Annotated in this window: 14 protein-coding genes; 8 read left to right on the top strand and 6 right to left on the bottom strand. The window is 69.5% G+C overall.

Going from position 1 to position 16,268, the window contains the following annotated elements; all coding sequences use genetic code 11:
- Positions 1-57: 57 nt before the first annotated feature.
- Positions 58-1,149, top strand: coding sequence for a hypothetical protein (locus HII36_RS08175; protein ID WP_173522464.1), 1,092 nt, complete (start codon positions 58-60; stop codon positions 1,147-1,149).
- A 71-nt stretch (positions 1,150-1,220) separates the two neighbouring features.
- Here the strand turns inward: HII36_RS08175 and HII36_RS08170 are convergent, their stop codons facing one another.
- The 3 genes from HII36_RS08170 to HII36_RS08160 form a co-directional block, all read right to left on the bottom strand.
- Entirely contained in the window at positions 1,221-1,817 is a 597-nt protein-coding gene (locus tag HII36_RS08170) for a hypothetical protein (protein WP_173522463.1), read from the bottom strand.
- Positions 1,818-1,936: 119 nt separating this feature from the next.
- Positions 1,937-2,782 carry an endonuclease/exonuclease/phosphatase family protein gene (locus HII36_RS08165; RefSeq protein WP_173522462.1) on the bottom strand — a complete coding sequence of 282 codons (846 nt, stop codon included), beginning with the start codon at positions 2,780-2,782 and terminating at the stop codon, positions 1,937-1,939.
- 346 nt (positions 2,783-3,128) lie between these two features.
- The gene (locus tag HII36_RS08160) at positions 3,129-3,557 is read right to left on the bottom strand and encodes a MarR family winged helix-turn-helix transcriptional regulator (RefSeq protein WP_173522461.1); all 429 of its coding nucleotides are present in this window, start codon (positions 3,555-3,557) and stop codon (positions 3,129-3,131) included.
- A gap of 129 nt (positions 3,558-3,686) precedes the next feature.
- On the opposite strand from HII36_RS08160, the gene HII36_RS08155 reads away from it, so the two are divergent.
- Positions 3,687-4,307 (top strand): TetR/AcrR family transcriptional regulator, encoded by a 621-nt coding sequence (locus tag HII36_RS08155; protein ID WP_173522460.1) that lies wholly within the window; start codon positions 3,687-3,689, stop codon positions 4,305-4,307.
- A gap of 250 nt (positions 4,308-4,557) precedes the next feature.
- On the opposite strand, the gene HII36_RS08150 is transcribed toward HII36_RS08155, so the two are convergent.
- Together HII36_RS08150 and HII36_RS08145 are read right to left on the bottom strand one after the other, a co-directional pair.
- On the bottom strand, positions 4,558-6,096 hold the full coding sequence (locus tag HII36_RS08150) for an ethanolamine ammonia-lyase reactivating factor EutA (protein ID WP_173522459.1): 1,539 nt from the start codon (positions 6,094-6,096) through the stop codon (positions 4,558-4,560).
- On the bottom strand, positions 6,093-7,229 hold the full coding sequence (locus HII36_RS08145; RefSeq protein ID WP_173522458.1) for a cupin domain-containing protein: 1,137 nt from the start codon (positions 7,227-7,229) through the stop codon (positions 6,093-6,095). Before HII36_RS08145 ends, HII36_RS08150 begins: the two co-directional genes overlap by 4 nt.
- A 166-nt stretch (positions 7,230-7,395) precedes the next feature.
- On the opposite strand from HII36_RS08145, the gene HII36_RS08140 reads away from it, so the two are divergent.
- Positions 7,396-8,133 carry a FadR/GntR family transcriptional regulator gene (locus tag HII36_RS08140; RefSeq protein ID WP_173522457.1) on the top strand — a complete coding sequence of 246 codons (738 nt, stop codon included), beginning with the start codon at positions 7,396-7,398 and terminating at the stop codon, positions 8,131-8,133.
- A 32-nt stretch (positions 8,134-8,165) separates the two neighbouring features.
- On the opposite strand, the gene HII36_RS08135 is transcribed toward HII36_RS08140, so the two are convergent.
- Positions 8,166-9,419: an MFS transporter gene (locus HII36_RS08135; RefSeq protein WP_173522456.1), complete on the bottom strand. Its 1,254-nt coding sequence runs from the start codon at positions 9,417-9,419 to the stop codon at positions 8,166-8,168.
- 376 nt (positions 9,420-9,795) lie between these two features.
- On the opposite strand from HII36_RS08135, the gene HII36_RS08130 reads away from it, so the two are divergent.
- The 5 genes from HII36_RS08130 (at position 9,796) to HII36_RS08110 (ending at position 16,268) form a co-directional block, all read left to right on the top strand.
- Complete coding sequence (locus HII36_RS08130; RefSeq protein WP_173522455.1) at positions 9,796-10,920, top strand: ABC transporter substrate-binding protein; 1,125 nt, start codon at positions 9,796-9,798, stop codon at positions 10,918-10,920.
- A gap of 71 nt (positions 10,921-10,991) precedes the next feature.
- Entirely contained in the window at positions 10,992-12,065 is a 1,074-nt protein-coding gene (locus tag HII36_RS08125) for an ABC transporter substrate-binding protein (protein WP_173522454.1), read from the top strand.
- Between the two features lie 79 nt (positions 12,066-12,144).
- Positions 12,145-13,872 (top strand): ABC transporter permease, encoded by a 1,728-nt coding sequence (locus HII36_RS08120; protein WP_173522453.1) that lies wholly within the window; start codon positions 12,145-12,147, stop codon positions 13,870-13,872.
- Between the two features lie 27 nt (positions 13,873-13,899).
- Complete coding sequence (locus tag HII36_RS08115) at positions 13,900-15,051, top strand: ABC transporter ATP-binding protein (protein WP_173522452.1); 1,152 nt, start codon at positions 13,900-13,902, stop codon at positions 15,049-15,051.
- A gap of 2 nt (positions 15,052-15,053) precedes the next feature.
- A complete protein-coding gene (locus tag HII36_RS08110; protein ID WP_217369298.1) occupies positions 15,054-16,268 on the top strand; it encodes an MFS transporter in 1,215 nt (404 codons plus the stop codon).

The raw sequence follows: 16,268 nt of genomic DNA, 5'->3' as shown, positions 1-16,268 counted from the left end.
ACCTCGTATACCGAGGTGCGGTCGTGGCATCGGCCGCTTATGATCATGGTGGCGGCCATGTCCGCGCTGGTCATCGTCGCGAGTGTCGGTCTCTTCGTCGACGGCCGCGAGCTCCTGCGGCAGTCGATCTGGGCCAAGCCGTTGAAGTTCGGGGTGTCGTTCGTCATGTACGGCGCGACGCTCGCCTGGCTGATACCCAAATTGCACCGAGCGCGGCGCACGATGTGGACCGTCGGAACGCTCTTCGCCGTCGCCGGGCTGCTCGACGTCGGGTTCGTCGCGGTGCAGGCCGCCCGCGGCACTTTCAGTCACTTCAACGCCGGCACCGACACGTTCAACCAGATCGGACAGCAGATCTTCGCCACCGGTGTGTTCGGATTGTTCGGAGCGAGCCTGATCGTCGCCATCATGCTGCTGTTCCAGCGCATCGGTGATGCGGCGCTCACCTGGGCCCTGCGTGCCGGGCTCGGGCTGGCCGTCCTCGGCATGGCGTTGGCGTCCTTCATCACCGGGTGGACCTCCTCGGCCGGACCCCGCACCGTCCAGGACGCCTACGGCAGCCCGGTCCCGCTGGTGGGCGGACACGGGGTCGGGGCGCCGGACGGCGGCGGCATGCCGATCACGAACTGGAGCAGCACCGGCGGCGACCTGCGCGTTCCGCACTTCATCGGCCTGCACTCCATCCAGGTGTTCGTGCTCACGGTGCTGGTTCTCGCCGCCCTCGCGCCTCGGATCGGTCACTTACGCCACGAACGCACACGCGCCCAACTCACCGGGGTCGTCATCGTGGGCTACGGCGCGCTGTTCGCCATCACCGCCTGGCAGGCGCTGCGCGGTCAGTCGCTGATCCACCCCGACGCGGCCACCTGGAGCGCGCTCGCGGCGACGGCCGTCCTGACCGCGCTGCTGGCGGCCCTGGCCGTCACGGCCGCCCACCGCACCGAGCTTGCTCATCGCACCGAGCTTGCTCGACGCGCCGAGGCGGCGAGTCGAAGCGAGCTGGTCCGCCGCGGGAAGGCGGCGCACCGCAATGGGCTCGCGCCCGGTGAGACGACGACACCCGCCGGCTCCAGGGAGACGGACCCGCACCTCGATGCGGCGATCACCCCGGCCCGTCCCTCCGGCTCAACGCCGACCCGCTGGGGCTGAACATCGGACTGTCGGAGGTTGGGCTGAGAAACGCGTCAGGGCTTCGTCAGTTTCGGCTGTGATGGGTGCCTTCACGAAGGGGTGGGCCTGTTGCGGTAACGGCGGCGCTGGTAGAGGAGGAAGCCCGCCAGGTGGGCGAGGCCCAGGACGATGCCCGCGACGAGGGCGACGGCCAGGGAATCGGCCAGGACGAGCACGAGCAGCGTGATCCCGGCGCCCGTCACCACGCTGTTGATGGTGGCGATCATCGTCGCGATCGTGACCAGGCCGACCTGCCAGTCGCGCCGTCCCGTGACCGTGAGCGTGCTCATCGCCTCGGTCGCGGCGTCGGTGCCCCACGCGGGGATGTGCTCGGGGGCGTCGGGGCTGAGCCGGCGGTAGTAGGCGCGAATCCGGGCGATGGCCGTACGGAGATGAATGGTTTGCAGGCCGGTGTCCACCAGGCGCGCGATCGTGAACAGGCCGAGCAGCACCAGCACGGGGAGGGTGATCGCGGCCAGCGGCGCGAACGCCGGGGTCTGGACCGTGAAACCCATCGCCACCAGCGTGCTGGACAGGGCCATCACGTACAGGCTCGCGCGGGCGGACTCCTCGCTGGTGGCCGTGCCGGCAGCGCTCTGCAGCACGAAATGCTCGGTGGTCATGGCGGTGATGAGGGGATCAGACATGACGGAGAAGTACCCGGGAAGCGGGCGAAGAACGGATGTCCGGGTACTCATGATGGGCGTCTGGAACACCGAGGGTGGCGCCGCCGAGCGGACCGTTTCTCGCGCCCGATGTGAGGGGGCTACCCGGCTATGGTCATCTGCCAGATGTCGTGGTCGGAGTGGCCTGTCCTGGACAGGTGCCGGTCGGCGATTCGCAGGTCCTTGTGGAAGATGTAGTCCAGTTTGCTCTTCTTGCCGTTGTCCTCGTTGGTATGGGTCGTCTTGCAGCCGGGGGAGCGCTTGTAGCAGTTCGGGTCGACGTCGCGGAACCCGGCGCGCCAGATCGGCTTGAGCGCCTTGCCGGCCGGGCCGGTGTTGAAGTCGCCGAGGATCACGGTGCCCTGCACCTTGTGCTTCCTGGCGTCGGCTTTGTGGAACCTCATCAACTGGGCGACTTCCTTCGCGCGCACGCGCTCGCTCTGCGCGTTCCCGCCCGAACCGAGGTGGGTGACGTACACGCGGATCTTGCCGATCCTGGCCACATCGATCGTGGCGACCGTGAAGCCGCGGCCCTCGCCGTCGTCGGCCTTGTACGGGACGTGTTTGACCCGGGTCATCGGGTAGAGCGAGATGATCGCACTGCCGTATTGGCCCTTATGGGAGAGTTGGGCGCACTGGTACTTGTAGGTCCACGTACCGTGCGCCTTGTAGTAGTGCAGGCCCCTCTGCCTGAGCTGCCAGAGGACGCCGTTGAGACCGGAGAGATCGGTGACACAGGCCTCCTGCAGCCCGGCGACGGCCGGCTTGAGCTTGTCGATGGTGTCGACCCAGCCGTCGAAGTTCTCCCGCTGGTAGTCGAGATTCCAGGTCATCACCTTCAGCCGGGTGGGGTCGGTCGGCTGCTCCTGCGCCGACGCCGTAGCGCCCGCACTCATCAGTACCGCGGCGGCCGCGGCGGTCATGCCACCGATCAACTTGCGCTTCACTGTGGTCCTTCCTCTCCCGCAGGGGGTGCCTGGGGGCGAGCGGGCGGGTTCGCCGCGGTGCGAGCGTTTCGCGAGGTTCGGTGAGCTGGGGACGCCGGGGGATTCCGAACCTCGGGGTGTCGAACGGCCCGCGCGGAACGTGGCGACCGGCGGCCTGCACGCCACGGAATGGCGTGAATTCTTTCTGTCGCCCGCCATACCTGACCTGACACTTGCCACCTGCATTTTTTGTAGCCGTTGGTCCGTGTTCTGAAGCCGGTGGACCAAGGGGTGGTGGCGTCCCTTCTGCCTGGCTCAAGAGTGCGACATACCCATCAGTGCGCGCCCATGCGTAAAGGCGGCGGATTTAGGTGAGTTCAGTGTTGGCGTGGGCGGTGATGGTGGCCAGTACGCGTCCGGCGACCTGCAAGTCTTCGGCGGACACCGCGCTGTAGAGCCGGGAGATGGTCTGGCCGATGGCGGCGCTGAGGCGCTGGTGCAGGTCGTGGCCTCGGGCGGTGAGGCCGACGGCGCCGGAGCGGACGTCCAGCAGCCCGGAGGAGGCCAGGTGGGTGATGGACTCGCCCACCGCCTGGACATCGATCTTCAGGGCGCCGGCGGCGCGGGCGGCGAGTTGCTCGTGCTGGATGGCCGGGCCGCTGACAGCGGCGATCTTGAGGGTGACCCAGTGGCGGTAGGTGAGGCCGGTGCCGGTCAGGGTGCGCTCCAGCAGGGCTCGGTGTGCGTTCTCGGCCTGGCCGAGGATCTGAGGGTTGAGGGTGATCGGCGCGGTCATGGTCGCTCCTTGACTGGAGTGGTTTCCCGGACGCCGCCAATAATGACACTCAGTCTCAAATAAGAGCAAGTGCCAACTAGTGCTCAGGGTCATCTGAGTCTCGGGGTCGATTCGGCTAGGATGGCGCGCATGACCGACGACCGTCCACTCCCGCTGCGCGAACGCAAGAAGCTGCGCACCCGCCGCGCACTGGCCGACGCCGCCCTGCGACTGTTCAGCGACAAGGGCTTCGACGCGACCACGCTGGAGGAACTGGTCGCCGAGGTGGAGGTGTCGAAGAGCACGTTCTTCCGCACCTTCCCGGCCAAGGAGGCGGTGGCGATCGAGGCCGAGATCCACCTGTGGTCGGCGTACCTGGCCACGTTGGAGCGGCGGGAGCTGACCGGCCTCGTCCTGGGTGAGCTGCGCGATGCGTTGCTGGAGACCGCCTCCGCGCTGGAGCCGGGCTGGGACGAACGCTACGTCGCCACCCGCCGGCTGGTGCTCACCGCTCCCGCGCTGCTCGCCTACGTGGAGCACCACCGATCCGGGGTCAAGAAGGACGTGATCGGCTGCCTGGCGGGCAAGCTCGGCCTGGACGCCGATGACCTGCGCCTGCACGTGCTGGCCGAGCTGGCCGTCACCGCCTGGAGCGTGTCGGGCCGCGACTGGGTTCGCGAGGGCGGGCGCGGCGGGCGGCGGGCCCTCGTCCGGCGGCTGGAGGGCGCGTTCGAAGCCATCCCGGCGAGCCTGCACCTCGCCGCGCCGTGACTGCTGGACGTCATCCCCACTGGGGTGGCTGCTCATCCGCGCCGTTCGCTGCCCGGCGTCAATGGGGTGGCGTGGCTCGACTATCGGTGGTTCTTCGTGCCCACTGCGGGCGACCGCCTGCAGGCTCCCTCGGCTCGCCTGAGGGTGGATCCGCCCTGCCACCCGCCGACGCCAGAGCAAATCCACCAGACGTCGGCGGGCGGCCTCCGTCGACGGAAGCCGCGCCGTCCGGCGGGTCGACAGGGGGTGTTCAGCCGGTGGCGTTCATGTCGTCGAAGAGCAGCGACTTGATCGTCACCGGCACCGTGCCCGAGGGCTGTCGCACGCGGCCGAGGTCGACGTAGTCGAAGTCGCGCAACAACAGCCCGTCCAGGATCAGGAGGTCGTTGGCGACCCCCAGCTCGTCGCGCAGGATGCGGCCGAGCGTGCGGGCGATGTCGCACTCCACCACGAGGTAGAGCCGCTCACCGGCGTCGATCCGTGCCGCCAGCCCCTTGACGATGCCCTCGCCGAAGGCGCGCAGCCGGTGGTACTCCGGGTCGCCGCTCCACGTGAGTGCGACGGCGAGGTCGCCCTGGGCGAATCGGGCGAGGTGCTCGCCGAGCGCGTCGGCCACGGCCGCGGAGTCGACGGTGTCGCCGAGTGCGTACGCGGGCCGCGCCACCGGCAGGTTGCGCCGGGGCAGGGTGCGCTCGGCCGCGTCGATGTGGCTGGTGATGCCGCTGAGCTGGACGGTGTACTGCGAGGCGCCCAACACCGTCGCGCGGATGCGTTCGGCGGCGGGCAGTACGGGCGCGGGCAGGAGCCCGTGTTCTGCGGCGTGTCGTAGTTCGTCGCCGAGCCGGCGGCCGAGGTCGCCGAAGTCGGCGGTGCGGGCGTCGTAGACGTACTCGGCCACGCCGCCGGAGAAGACGATGCCGTCGAGCCGCCCGGGGACGGCGAGCGGCTGCGTGAGCCACAGGTCCGCGGTCGCCTCGGTGTGCCGCCCGTTGAGTACGTTCAGCAGGTCGGCGGCCATGAGCGCGGCCACGTCGTCGAGCTGGTCGGCGGTCACCGGTGCGCCGAGTGCCAGGTCGTGCCCGGCCCGCAGGGCGTGCCGGCGGCCGCCGGGCTCGATCCTGGTGACGACGCCGTCGGTGGCCGCGATGAGCCGGCCGCCGACGTGGAAGGCCGCCGTCGCGGTGATCCGGCCGTCGTCCACCAGGGTCAGTTTGGTGGTGCCGCCGCCGATGTCGACATTGAGCAGGCGGCCGTGGTCCCGGCTGGAGGCCCGGACGGACCCCGAGCCGTAGGCGGCGAGCATGGCCTCCATGTGATGGCCGGCCGTCGCGCAGACCAGGTCGCCGGCGCGTTCGCTGACCACCTCGGCGATGGCCTCGGAGTTGCGGCGGCGCAGCGCCTCACCGGTGAGGATGACCGCGCCGGTGTCGATCGACTCGGGGGTGACCCGCGCCTCGGCGTACGCCTCGTCGAGGAGCACGCCGAGGCGGGCCGCGTCGATCCGCAGGTCCGGGCCGAACGGCGTCAGGTGGACCGGCGACTCGTACAGCGACTCGCGCCGGACCACGACGTACCGGCTGGTGAGGTCCTCGCTCAGGCGCCGCAGATGGAGCCGGGAGAAGGCGAGCTGGGTGCCGGAGGAGCCGATGTCGACGCCGACGCTGTGCAGCGTGACGTTGTCCTGCTGCCAGATCGGGTTCTCCTCCGCGGGGAGATCGGGCACGTCGTCGTGGTCGTCGTGGTCGTCGTGATGCCCATGACCGTGCCCATGCCCGTGGCCTGTGCTCATGCCGTGGCGGTGCTCTCGCCCGGCAGCGGCGGCAGGTCCTCGAGTTCGGCCGCGTAGGCGGCGTCCATCTGCGGGGTCAGCCCCTTGTGGGCGAGCGCCTTGGCGAAGGTGTCGCGGACGATGGGCGCCTCGTCGGCGTAGTCGATCTGGTCGCCGCCGATCCGCCGGCTGATCCAGGCCTTCGGCACGCCCTGGGCGTTGCGGATCGAGACCACCTCGTGCTTGAACGCCAGGTACCTGGCCGGGCTGTCGCCGGTGTTGAAGTGCTGGTGGAACCACATGTTGGGCGGGACGATGAGCGTGCCGGGCTGCCAGTCGTAGCGCTTGGGCTCCTCGCCTTCCGGCCACATCAGGCTGAAGCCCTCACCGCTCATGATGATGACGTGCGCGCCGGGCCCGTGGCGGTGCCCCTTCTTGTACGTGGCGACGGGGAACTGCGAGATGTGGCTGTTCATGGAGCCCTTGGCCATCATGAAGCGGATGTGGCCGCCGCCCGCACCGCGTTCCTTGGCGTGGATGAGCGGCAGGTTCACCGCGTCGGCGACGAAGTTCGTCTTGAGCAGCAGGCCCTCGACCTCGTCCTTGTCGGCGAAGTAGTCGGGTTCGCCGTTGAAGCGGCCGGCGAAGTCGTGCGCGGTGCCGAAGACGAACTCCGGCTCGTCGTACATGTTCAGCACAGGCGGCAGGTTCGTCGAGGAGACGAAGCGGGCGGCGGTGCTTCCGGAGCCGTTGAAGTGCTGGTGCCAGGTGTTGAGCGGGATCGCGAAGAGCGAGCCCGGCCCCCATTCGAAGGTGACCTTCCGGCCGGCGTCGTTCCACACGCTGGTCGAGCCGTGGCCCGAGAGCACCATGATCATTTCTTCGAAGAGCTGGCGTTGCGGGGCCAGCTTGCCGCCGGCGGGGATCTCGCACACGTAACAGTCGTTGGACGTGCGGGAGGCTTCGTGGTTGATGAAGACGCCCCGGCCGCCGCGGCGTTCCCATGGTTTCAGCTCGACGGTGTTGAGATCGGGGATGTAGTGGGCGGAGATGATGTCCAGACCCTCGTTGCGGACCCATGAGGCGTACGGGGTGTCCTTCTCGCGAGCGAAGTTCTTCGCCATGCCGTCCGAAACGAGCGCATTCTTTGCCATTGCAACCTCCGCATTCATGTGGTCCAACGGTAAGACCAATCGCGACGTGACGTCAACCACACCCGATCGAACGCGCAGCTCGGCCCTCCCGCGCCTGCGCGGCGACCCCGCCAAAGGACATACCATCAGACCTGGCAAACGGCCACCGCGGACGTGAGGAGCGCACATGGGGACGAAGAGGGCCGAGGACGGCGACGGCCCGGCGGAGCTCTTCAGCCGCGTCAACGTCGACCGCGTCTCGCAGGTCATCGTCGACCAGATCAAGCTGCTCATCCGCGACGGCCGGCTGAGCGCCGGCGATCGCCTGCCCAGCGAGCGCGAGCTGGGCCAGCGCTTCGGCGTCAGCCGGGTGACCGTGCGCGAGGCGCTGCGCGTGCTGGAGGCCGGCGGGCTCGTCACGATCAAGGTCGGCTCGCACGGCGGCGCCTTCCTGACCGCGCCTTCGGCCGAGCGCCTCGGCGCCGGGCTGGCCGACCTCATCTCGCTGGCGCCGTTGACGGCCGCGAACGTCACCGAGGCGCGCACGGTCGTGGAACTGGGCATCCTTCCCCTGGTCGTCGAGCGGGCGACCGAGGCCGACATCGCCGACCTGCTGGCCATGGCCGAGGAGAGCGGCCGGGCCGTCGAGCGGGGCGAATACGCCATCGAGATGTCGGCCGCGTTCCACACCCGGGTGGCCGCGTGCACGCACAACCCCGCCATCGAGATGCTGGTCCAGAGCTTCCACGGCCCGCTGCTGATGTCGCTGGAGGAGTCGCACGCCGACGCGCCGATGGGGCGTCAGGGGACCGAGGAGCACCTGGCGCTCACCCGCGCCATCCAGGCCCGCGACGAGGCGGCGGCCCGCGCGGTGATGACCCGCCACCTCGAGCGGACGGCCCGCCGCGTCCGGCGCGACACCTGACCGGACCCCTTCTGGGCAGGGCCGCGCCTCCGTCACTCCTCTCGCGGGGTGCGGATCTTCCGCAGCCACGGCAGCAGCGCGAGCGCCGCGAGCCCGGCCGGGATCCCGGCCAGCAGGAGCCCGGTGCGCGCCCCCCACTGCTCGCACACCCACCCCGCGATCGGCGCGCCCAACGGGGTGCTGCCCAGGAATATCAGGCTGTGCAGGGCGATCAGCCGTCCCTGCATCGTCGGGTCGGCCTTGATCTGCAGCAGCGTGCGGGCGAGCGTGTTGAAGCAGATGTTCGCCACGCCGAGTGCGACGACCGCCGCCAGCGCCAGGCCGAGCGTGGGGGCGGCCGCGGCGGCGAGGTTCACGCCGGCGAAGGCGAACGTCCACAGCAGCAGGGACCACGCGCCGGCGCTCACGCGCGCGGCGCTGGCCAGGGCCCCGAGCACCGCGCCCACCCCGAGCGCGGAGGTGAGCCAGCCGTAGACCTCGGCGCCGCCGCCGAAGGTGTCGCGCGCCAGCAGCGGGAACACGACGCGGAAGTGCTGGCCGAGCAGCGCGACCACGGCGACGAGGAACAGGCACGCGCGTAGCTCGGGGTGCGCCCACGCGTAGCGCAGGCCCTGCCTGGCCTGGCCCTTGGCCCGCGGCAGGGCGGGGACCCGGTGCAGCTCGCGGGGGTCGACCCGCCAGAGCCCGAGCAGCACCGCCACGAACGACAGCGCGTTGATCGCGAACGCCACCCCGATGTCGACGGTCGCGATGAGGACCCCGGCGATCGCCGGGCCGACCAGGCGGCCGGCGTTGTGCACGGTCGAGTTCAGCGCCTGGGCGTTCACGTAGTTGTCCGGGCTGACCAGCTCGGTGATGAAGGCGTGCCGTGCGGGGACGTCGAGCACGGTGACCAGGCCGAGCCCGAGTGCGAGCGCGTAGACCATCCACAGCCGCACCAGGTCGCCCAGGACGAGCACCGCGAGCACGGCCGCGAGCACGGCGCTGACCGCCTGCGTCGCCATGATCGTACGGCGGCGGTCGAGCCGGTCGACGAGGACGCCGCCCCACAGGCCGAGCAGGAGCGTGGGCAGGAACTGCAGGGCGGTCGAGATGCCGAGCGCGACGGGGGAGTCCGTCAGCTCCAGCACGAGCCAGTCCTGCGCCACCCGCTGCATCCAGGTCCCGATCACGCTCACCGCGTGGCCGGCGAAGAAGCGCCGGTAGTTGGGCACGGCGAGCGAGCGGAAGACCCGCCGGGGCGCGGTGCGGATGCGGGCGGTGAACGTGTCGTCTGCCGAACCCATGAAAGCCCCTTCTCTAGATTCGGCTAATGGTATTACCTTTCGAGTCGAGAGGAAGAGGCTCGCGGCCATCGCCGTGACGTGCCTCGCTGGACGATCGCGTGGCCGGTCAGGTGGGCGACGTGCCCGTACGTGGCCTGAATCGGCCCCGAGGTAACGGTCCGATAAAACTTGGCCGAAAGGTTAGACCTTTAGTCCGACCACGGTGTGTACTCGGGTAATTCGCTCAAAGGAGGCAAGATGTGCGATGACTATCGGGCTGGAGCTCTCGCCGGAGAGACGGGCGTGATCTGAGCACTACTTCTCGCGGGGGGACCACAAACGCATCATCGCCGGGTCGGTGCGCACACCGCCCCGCCGAGCTCGCGGGAGAGCATCCATGCAACACCAGAAAATCTTCGGATCGGCGGCGGCGGCCGCCGCCGTCCTCCTCCTGACGGCCTGCGGCGCTTCGCCGTCAGCAGGCGGGCCCGCACCGGCCGACAAGGCCGGCGCGTCCGGCACGAAAGCTCAGGAGGTCTACGACCGCGTCAACGGGCTCACCGGTGACGAACGGACCAAGGTCCTGCTCGACCTCGCGAAACAGGAAGGCGCGCTGTCGATCTACACCTCGAACACCGACCTGGACAAGGTCATCGACGGGTTCGAGAAGGCCTACCCGATCGACGTGGAGGTCTACCGCGGGAACTCGGAGTCGGTGCTCCAGCGGGTGGCGCAGGAGCAGCAGGCGAACTACCACGGCAACGATCTCGTCGAGACGAACGCCGGCGAGCTCAACGTCATGGCCAAGCAGAACATGCTCTACCCCTACGAGGGCGCGCTGCGGGCCGCGGTGCGCAAGGAGGGCCAGGCGGACGGCTGGACCGCGACCCGGTTCAACGTGTTCGTGGTCGGCTGGAACACCGCCAAGGTGAAGCCCGGCGCGGAGCCGAAGTCGTTCGAGGAGCTCGCCGACCCGAAGTGGAAGGGACTCGTCTCCCTGGAGGTCGGCGACGTCGACTGGTTCGCCGCCATGTACAAGCACTACCTGGCCCAGGGCAAGACGGACGCCGAGGTCCGCGACCTGTTCAACCGGGTCGTCGCCAACGCGAAGATCGCCAAGGGGCACACGGCGCAGGGTGAGCTGCTCTCGGCCGGTCAGTTCGCGGTGACGGCCTCCTCCTACAGCCACACCATCGACAAGGCCGCCGACCAGGGCGCCCCGGTGAGCTGGCACCCGGCCTCGGGAACCCCGGTGCAGCCCATCGTGATCCGGCCCAACGGCGTGGCGCTGATGAAGACGGCGACACACCCCGCGGCGGCGATGCTCTTCATCGACTACGAGCTGACCGAAGGTCAGAAGATCCTCGGCGAGTCCTTCCGGGTCGGATCGATCCCCACCGCGGACGATCCCCTGGCCGGGCTCACCACGATCACCGTGCCCGAGCAGGAGATGCTCGACAACCCCAAGAAGTGGGACGCCCTCTACGAGGAGATCGTCCAGTCAGGCCGGGAGGTCCAGTGAACACCGCACCTGTGCCGGGCCACCGCGGAGGTAGGCCCGTCAAGCACGCTCTGGCCTCAGGGTCCGCGCTCGTGCTCCTGCTCGCGGGCTGCGGCGGCCCGCCCACGGCCGGCGTGCCCAAGGCCGCGACCGGCGGCGGGCCCACCGCGGCGGAGCAGCTCTACACCGAGGTCAACGCGATGACCGGGCAGCAGCGGCGCGACAAGCTCGTCCCGCTGGCCGAGAAGGAGGGCACGCTCGACCTCTACACGTCCATGACGAGCGAGGTGGCCGACGCCGTGCTGAAGGCGTTCGAAGGCCAGTTCGACGTCAAGGTGAACCTGTACCGCGCCGGGTCCGAGACGGTGCTGCAGCGGATCGTGCAGGAGCAGAAGGCCGGCTACCAGGGCAACGACGTGGTGGAGACCAACGCGACCGAGCTGTTCGACCTGAACACCGAAGGCGTTCTGGCCACCTACGACGGTGAACGGCGGCGCATGGTCCAGGAGGCCGGGCGGCAGCAGGGCTGGACGGCCACGCGCATGAACCTGTTCGCGCCGAGCTGGAACACCAAGATGGTGACCTCGGAGCAGGCGCCGAAGACCTGGGAGGAGCTCGCCGACCCCAAGTGGGACGGCAAGCTGGCCATGGAGCTCAGCGACTCCGACTGGTACCTGACCCTCTACCGGTACTGGGAGAAGCAGGGCAAGACCAAGGAGGAGATCGACAAGCTCTTCACCGGCATGGCCGGCGGCGCGAAGATCGTCAAGGGCCACACGGTGCAGGGCCAGTTGCTGTCGGCCGGCCAGTTCTCGGTCGCCGCCTCCAACTACACCTACATCGTCGAGCAGGCCAAGGCCAAGGGCGCGCCGGTCGACTACCTGCCCCTCGTGCAGCCGGTCATCGCCAGGCCCAACGGCTTCGGCCTGATGAAGACGGCCAAGCATCCCGCCGCGGCGATGTTGTTCGCCGACTGGATGCTGCAGGAGGGCCAGGAGCTGCTGGTGAAGCAGGGCCTCACCCCGGCCATCGTGGAGGGCGACGACCCGCTCAAGGGGGTGGAGATCGTCCCGATCGACGTCGCTGAGCTGACGAAGAACGGTGACGAGTGGAGCAAGCGCTATGACCAGGTCATCTCCAACGGTGAGCAGGTCGACGGCAAGTGAGTCACCCGATCGCGCGGCGGCGCCCCCGGTGCCGCCGCGCGCTTGATCATCGCAACCTGGTTCGGAAAGAGGTGAGGGCATGACCACGGCGTCTCCCGCCGTCCCTGCCCGCAAGGCAGCCGTGCTCGGCCGGCTGCGCCGGTTGGCAACCCCCAAGATCGTCATCATCGCCGTGGTCGCCGGTCTGATCGGCTATCTCGCGCTCGTGCCCCTCTACTACTTGATCTGGGGCACCTTCTTCGACGCCGACGGTTTCACGCTCGGCGGTTTCGCCCGCGCCTACGGTGATCCGCGCGTCGGCGACATGATCGGGAACTCGTTGTGGTTCGCGGTGGGATCGGCCGTGCTGTCGTTGGTCGTCGGCACCGCACTCGCCTACCTCAACGTGCGGACGGACGTCCCGTTCAAGGGACTCTTCTTCGCGGCCTCGATCATCCCCTTGATCATCCCGGGCATCCTGTACACCATCTCGTGGATCTTCCTGGCGAGCCCGGACATCGGCCTGCTCAACAAGCTGCTCGAACCGGTCTTCGGCCCGGCCTTCCTCGACATCTTCACCGTGTGGGGGATGGTCTGGGTGGAAGGTCTGCACCTTTCTCCCATCGTGTTCCTGCTCATGGTCGCCGCGTTCCGGTCGATGGACCCCTCGCTGGAGGAGTCGGCCCTGATGTCGGGGGCCAGCAGGTGGCAGGTGTTCCGCCGGATCACCGTGCCGCTGACGCGCCCGGCGATCGTCGCCGCGGTGCTCATCATGGTGGTGCGCAGCCTGGAGAGCTTCGAGGTGCCCGCCCTGCTCGGCCTGCAGAACGGGATCTACGTCTTCACCAGCCGCATCTACTTCGTGCTGCGTTCCTACCCGCCCGACCTCGCCTCGGCCGGCGCGCTGGCGGTGGGCCTGCTGGTGCTCGCGCTGATCGGCGTGACGATCTCCAATTTCGTCGGCAGGTCGGGCAAGACCTACCAGACCGTGACGGGCAAGGGGTTCCGGCCGCGGCCGATGGAGCTCGGCAAGTGGCGGCCGGTCATGGGCGCACTCATCGTGCTGTACTTCTTCTTCACCGTCGTCGGGCCGCTGCTCGTGCTGCTCTACACCTCGCTGCTGAAGTTCTACCAGGCGCCGTCGGGCGACGCCTTCGCCTCGATGTCGCTGGACAACTACCGCCAGCTCTTCGAGATGTCCGACGCGATGACGGCGCTGACGAACTCCCTGGCGCTCGGTCTGGGGTCGGCGACGCTCGTCATGATCCTGATGGCGGTCGGCGCGTGGATCGTCGTGCGCTCACGCATCCCCGGGCGGCAGCTCGTGGACCACTTCTCGTTCGTCCCGCTGGTGATCCCCGGCCTGGTGCTCGGGCTCGCGCTCTCCTTCGTGTACCTGCGCAGCCCCATCCCGATCTACGGCACGATCTTCATCCTGCTGATCGCCTACTGCACCCGCTACATGCCGTACGGCATGCGCTACGCGGTCACCTCGATGCACCAGATCTCGGCCGAGCTGGAGGAGTCGGCCCAGGTCAGCGGGGCGAGCTGGTGGCAGACGTTCCGCCGGGTGCTGCTGCCCCTCCTCTCGCCCGGCCTGCTGGACGGGTGGATCTACATCCTCGTCGTCTCCTTCCGCGAACTGTCGAGCTCGATCCTGCTCTACAGCCCGGGCAACGAGGTCCTCTCCATTCTCATCTTCGAGCAGTACGAGAACGGCCAGTTCACCGTCCTGGCGGCACTCGGTGTCGTCATGGTGCTCACCCTCGCCGTGCTCGTCGTCATCGCCTACAAGCTCGGCGCCAAAGTCGGGCTCCGGCAGGACTGACCCACCGGGCTTTCATCAGGAGGACAGATGCTCAGCATCAACAACCTCGTCAAGACCTTCGACGGGGAGCGCCGCCGCCGGCGTGACTCGCGCGCCGCCTCGGCACAGGAGGCCCGGGTGTTCGCGGTCAACGACGTCAGCTTCACCGTGGAGAACGGCCAGTTGTTCACCTTGCTCGGGCCCTCGGGCTGCGGCAAGACGACGACGCTGCGCGCGATCGCCGGGCTGGAACGCCCCGACTCGGGCACCATCGAGGTCGGCGACCGCGTGCTCTTCTCCGCCGACGAGGGCAGGAGATCGGTCAACGTCCCCGCCAACGAGCGGGGACTGGGCATGGTCTTCCAGTCCTACGCCATCTGGCCGCACATGACGGTCTTCGACAACGTCGCCTTCCCCCTGCAGGTGAAGAAGCGCGGCGACCGGCTGGGCCGCAAGGAGATCTCCGAGCGGGTGCTGCGCGTGCTGGAGACGATGGAGCTGGCCCACCTGGCAGACCGGCAGGCCACCAAGCTGTCCGGCGGCCAGCAGCAGCGGCTCGCCCTGGCCCGCGCCCTCGTCATCGAACCCCCGCTCCTGCTGCTCGACGAGCCGCTGTCCAACCTGGACGCGAAACTGCGCGAGTCGCTGCGCTACGAGCTGAAGCGGGTGCAGCGCGAACTCGGCATCACCTCGGTGTACGTGACGCACGACCAGGTCGAGGCGCTGGCGCTGAGCAACGCGATCGCGGTGATGCGCAACGGCAGCGTCGTGCAGCTCGGCCGGCCCCGCGACATCTACGAGAACCCCAACTGCCGGTTCGTCGCGGAGTTCATCGGCACGTCGAACTTCCTGTCCGGCAACGTGGTGGCCAGGGACGGCGACCGCTACACCGTCAACACCCTCGACGGCCAGCTCGCGCTCGACTCCGCCATGGCCCTGCCGCTGGGCACCGACGTGATCGTGTCGGCGCGTCCTGAGGTGGTGGAGGTCAGCACCACCTCCAGGGCGGGCGAGGTGCCCAACGAGTGGAAGGGCACCGTGCTCACCCGCGCCTACCTGGGAGACAGCCTCGACCACGTGGTGGCGGTCGGCAAGCACGAGCTGCGCACCCGCGGGAACCCCTCGACCTCGATCGAACCAGGGACCGAGGTCTATCTGCGGATGGATCCGGCCAAGCTCGTGCTGGTCCCCGTCGATTGACCGTGATTCTGCGCAACCGCGACTTCGCGCTGTACTGGTGCGGAGTCGTGTTGTCCCAGATCGGCACCCGCGGCACCGTGGCGGCCAATTTCTACCAGGTCTACCAGCTGACCGGCTCGGTGGTGCACACCGGGCTGGTCGGCGCCGCGCAGGCGGTCGCGCTGCTCGTCCTCAGCCCGCTGGGCGGGGCGCTGGCCGACCGCCTGGACCGGCGCCGGCTGCTGCAGGCCGCGCAGGCCGTCGCGCTGCTCGTAGCCGCCGCGCTCTCCTGGCTGACGCTAACCGGCCGGGCCGAGGCCTGGCACGTCGTGGTCTCCGTGGTGCTCACCACGGCCGCGGCGACGTTCGACCAGCCGGCCAGGCAGGCGCTGATCCCCGCGCTGGTGCCGAAGCACCGGATCGGGGAGGCGATCGCGCTGCTCAACCCGTCGCGCGAGCTGGCCGTGCTGGCCGGCCCGCTGCTGGCGGGCGTGCTCATCAGCGTGGCCGGGCCCGGGCTGATGTACGTCGTCGACGCGGTGACCTACGCGGTGCTGGTCGGGGTGCTCGCCCTGCTGCGGCTCCCCGCGCCGGCGCCGGCCGCCGAGCGCCGCTCGATCCTGGGCTCGATCGCCGACGGCGCCGGATACATCGCCCGCCGGCCGCTCATCTACCACCTCATGCTGCTCGACCTGTCGGCGACGGTGTTCAGCGCCTACCGGGTGCTGCTGCCGGCGCTCGCGCTGGACGTGCTGCAGGTCGGCGCGACCGGGTACGGCGTGCTGTCCGGCGCCCCGTCGGCCGGGGCGCTGATCGCGACCTACGCGATCGTCCGCACGGTGCGGAGCAGCCGGCGGCAGGGCCGGGTCCTGCTCGCGGCCACGCTCTGCTACGGCGTCTCGGCCATGCTGCTGGCGCACTCGCCGGTCTTCCCCCTGGCCGTGCTCGCCGCCCTGCTGCTCGGCGCCTTCGACGCCATGGCCACCACGATCAGGCACGCCGCCGTCCAGATCGACACCCCGGACGAGATCCGGGGCCGGGTCACGGCCTTCTACCAGATGTCCTCGCGGGGCGGCCCGGCGATCGGGGACGTCGTCGTCGGGGCGGTGGCCGGCGTGATCGGCCCCGTGGCGGCGCTCACCGTCGGAGGGCTGGGTCCGGTGCTCGTCGCCGGATGGGCGTGGCTGCGCGGCGGCGTGGTGCGCTCCTACACCGGGATGGCCGAGGCCGAGCGGTAG

The sequence above is a fragment of the Nonomuraea antri genome, from assembly GCF_013283785.1.
In the GTDB taxonomy this organism is placed as follows: Bacteria; Actinomycetota; Actinomycetes; order Streptosporangiales; family Streptosporangiaceae; genus Nonomuraea; species Nonomuraea antri.
This window is presented reverse-complemented; position numbering and strand designations above follow the sequence as displayed.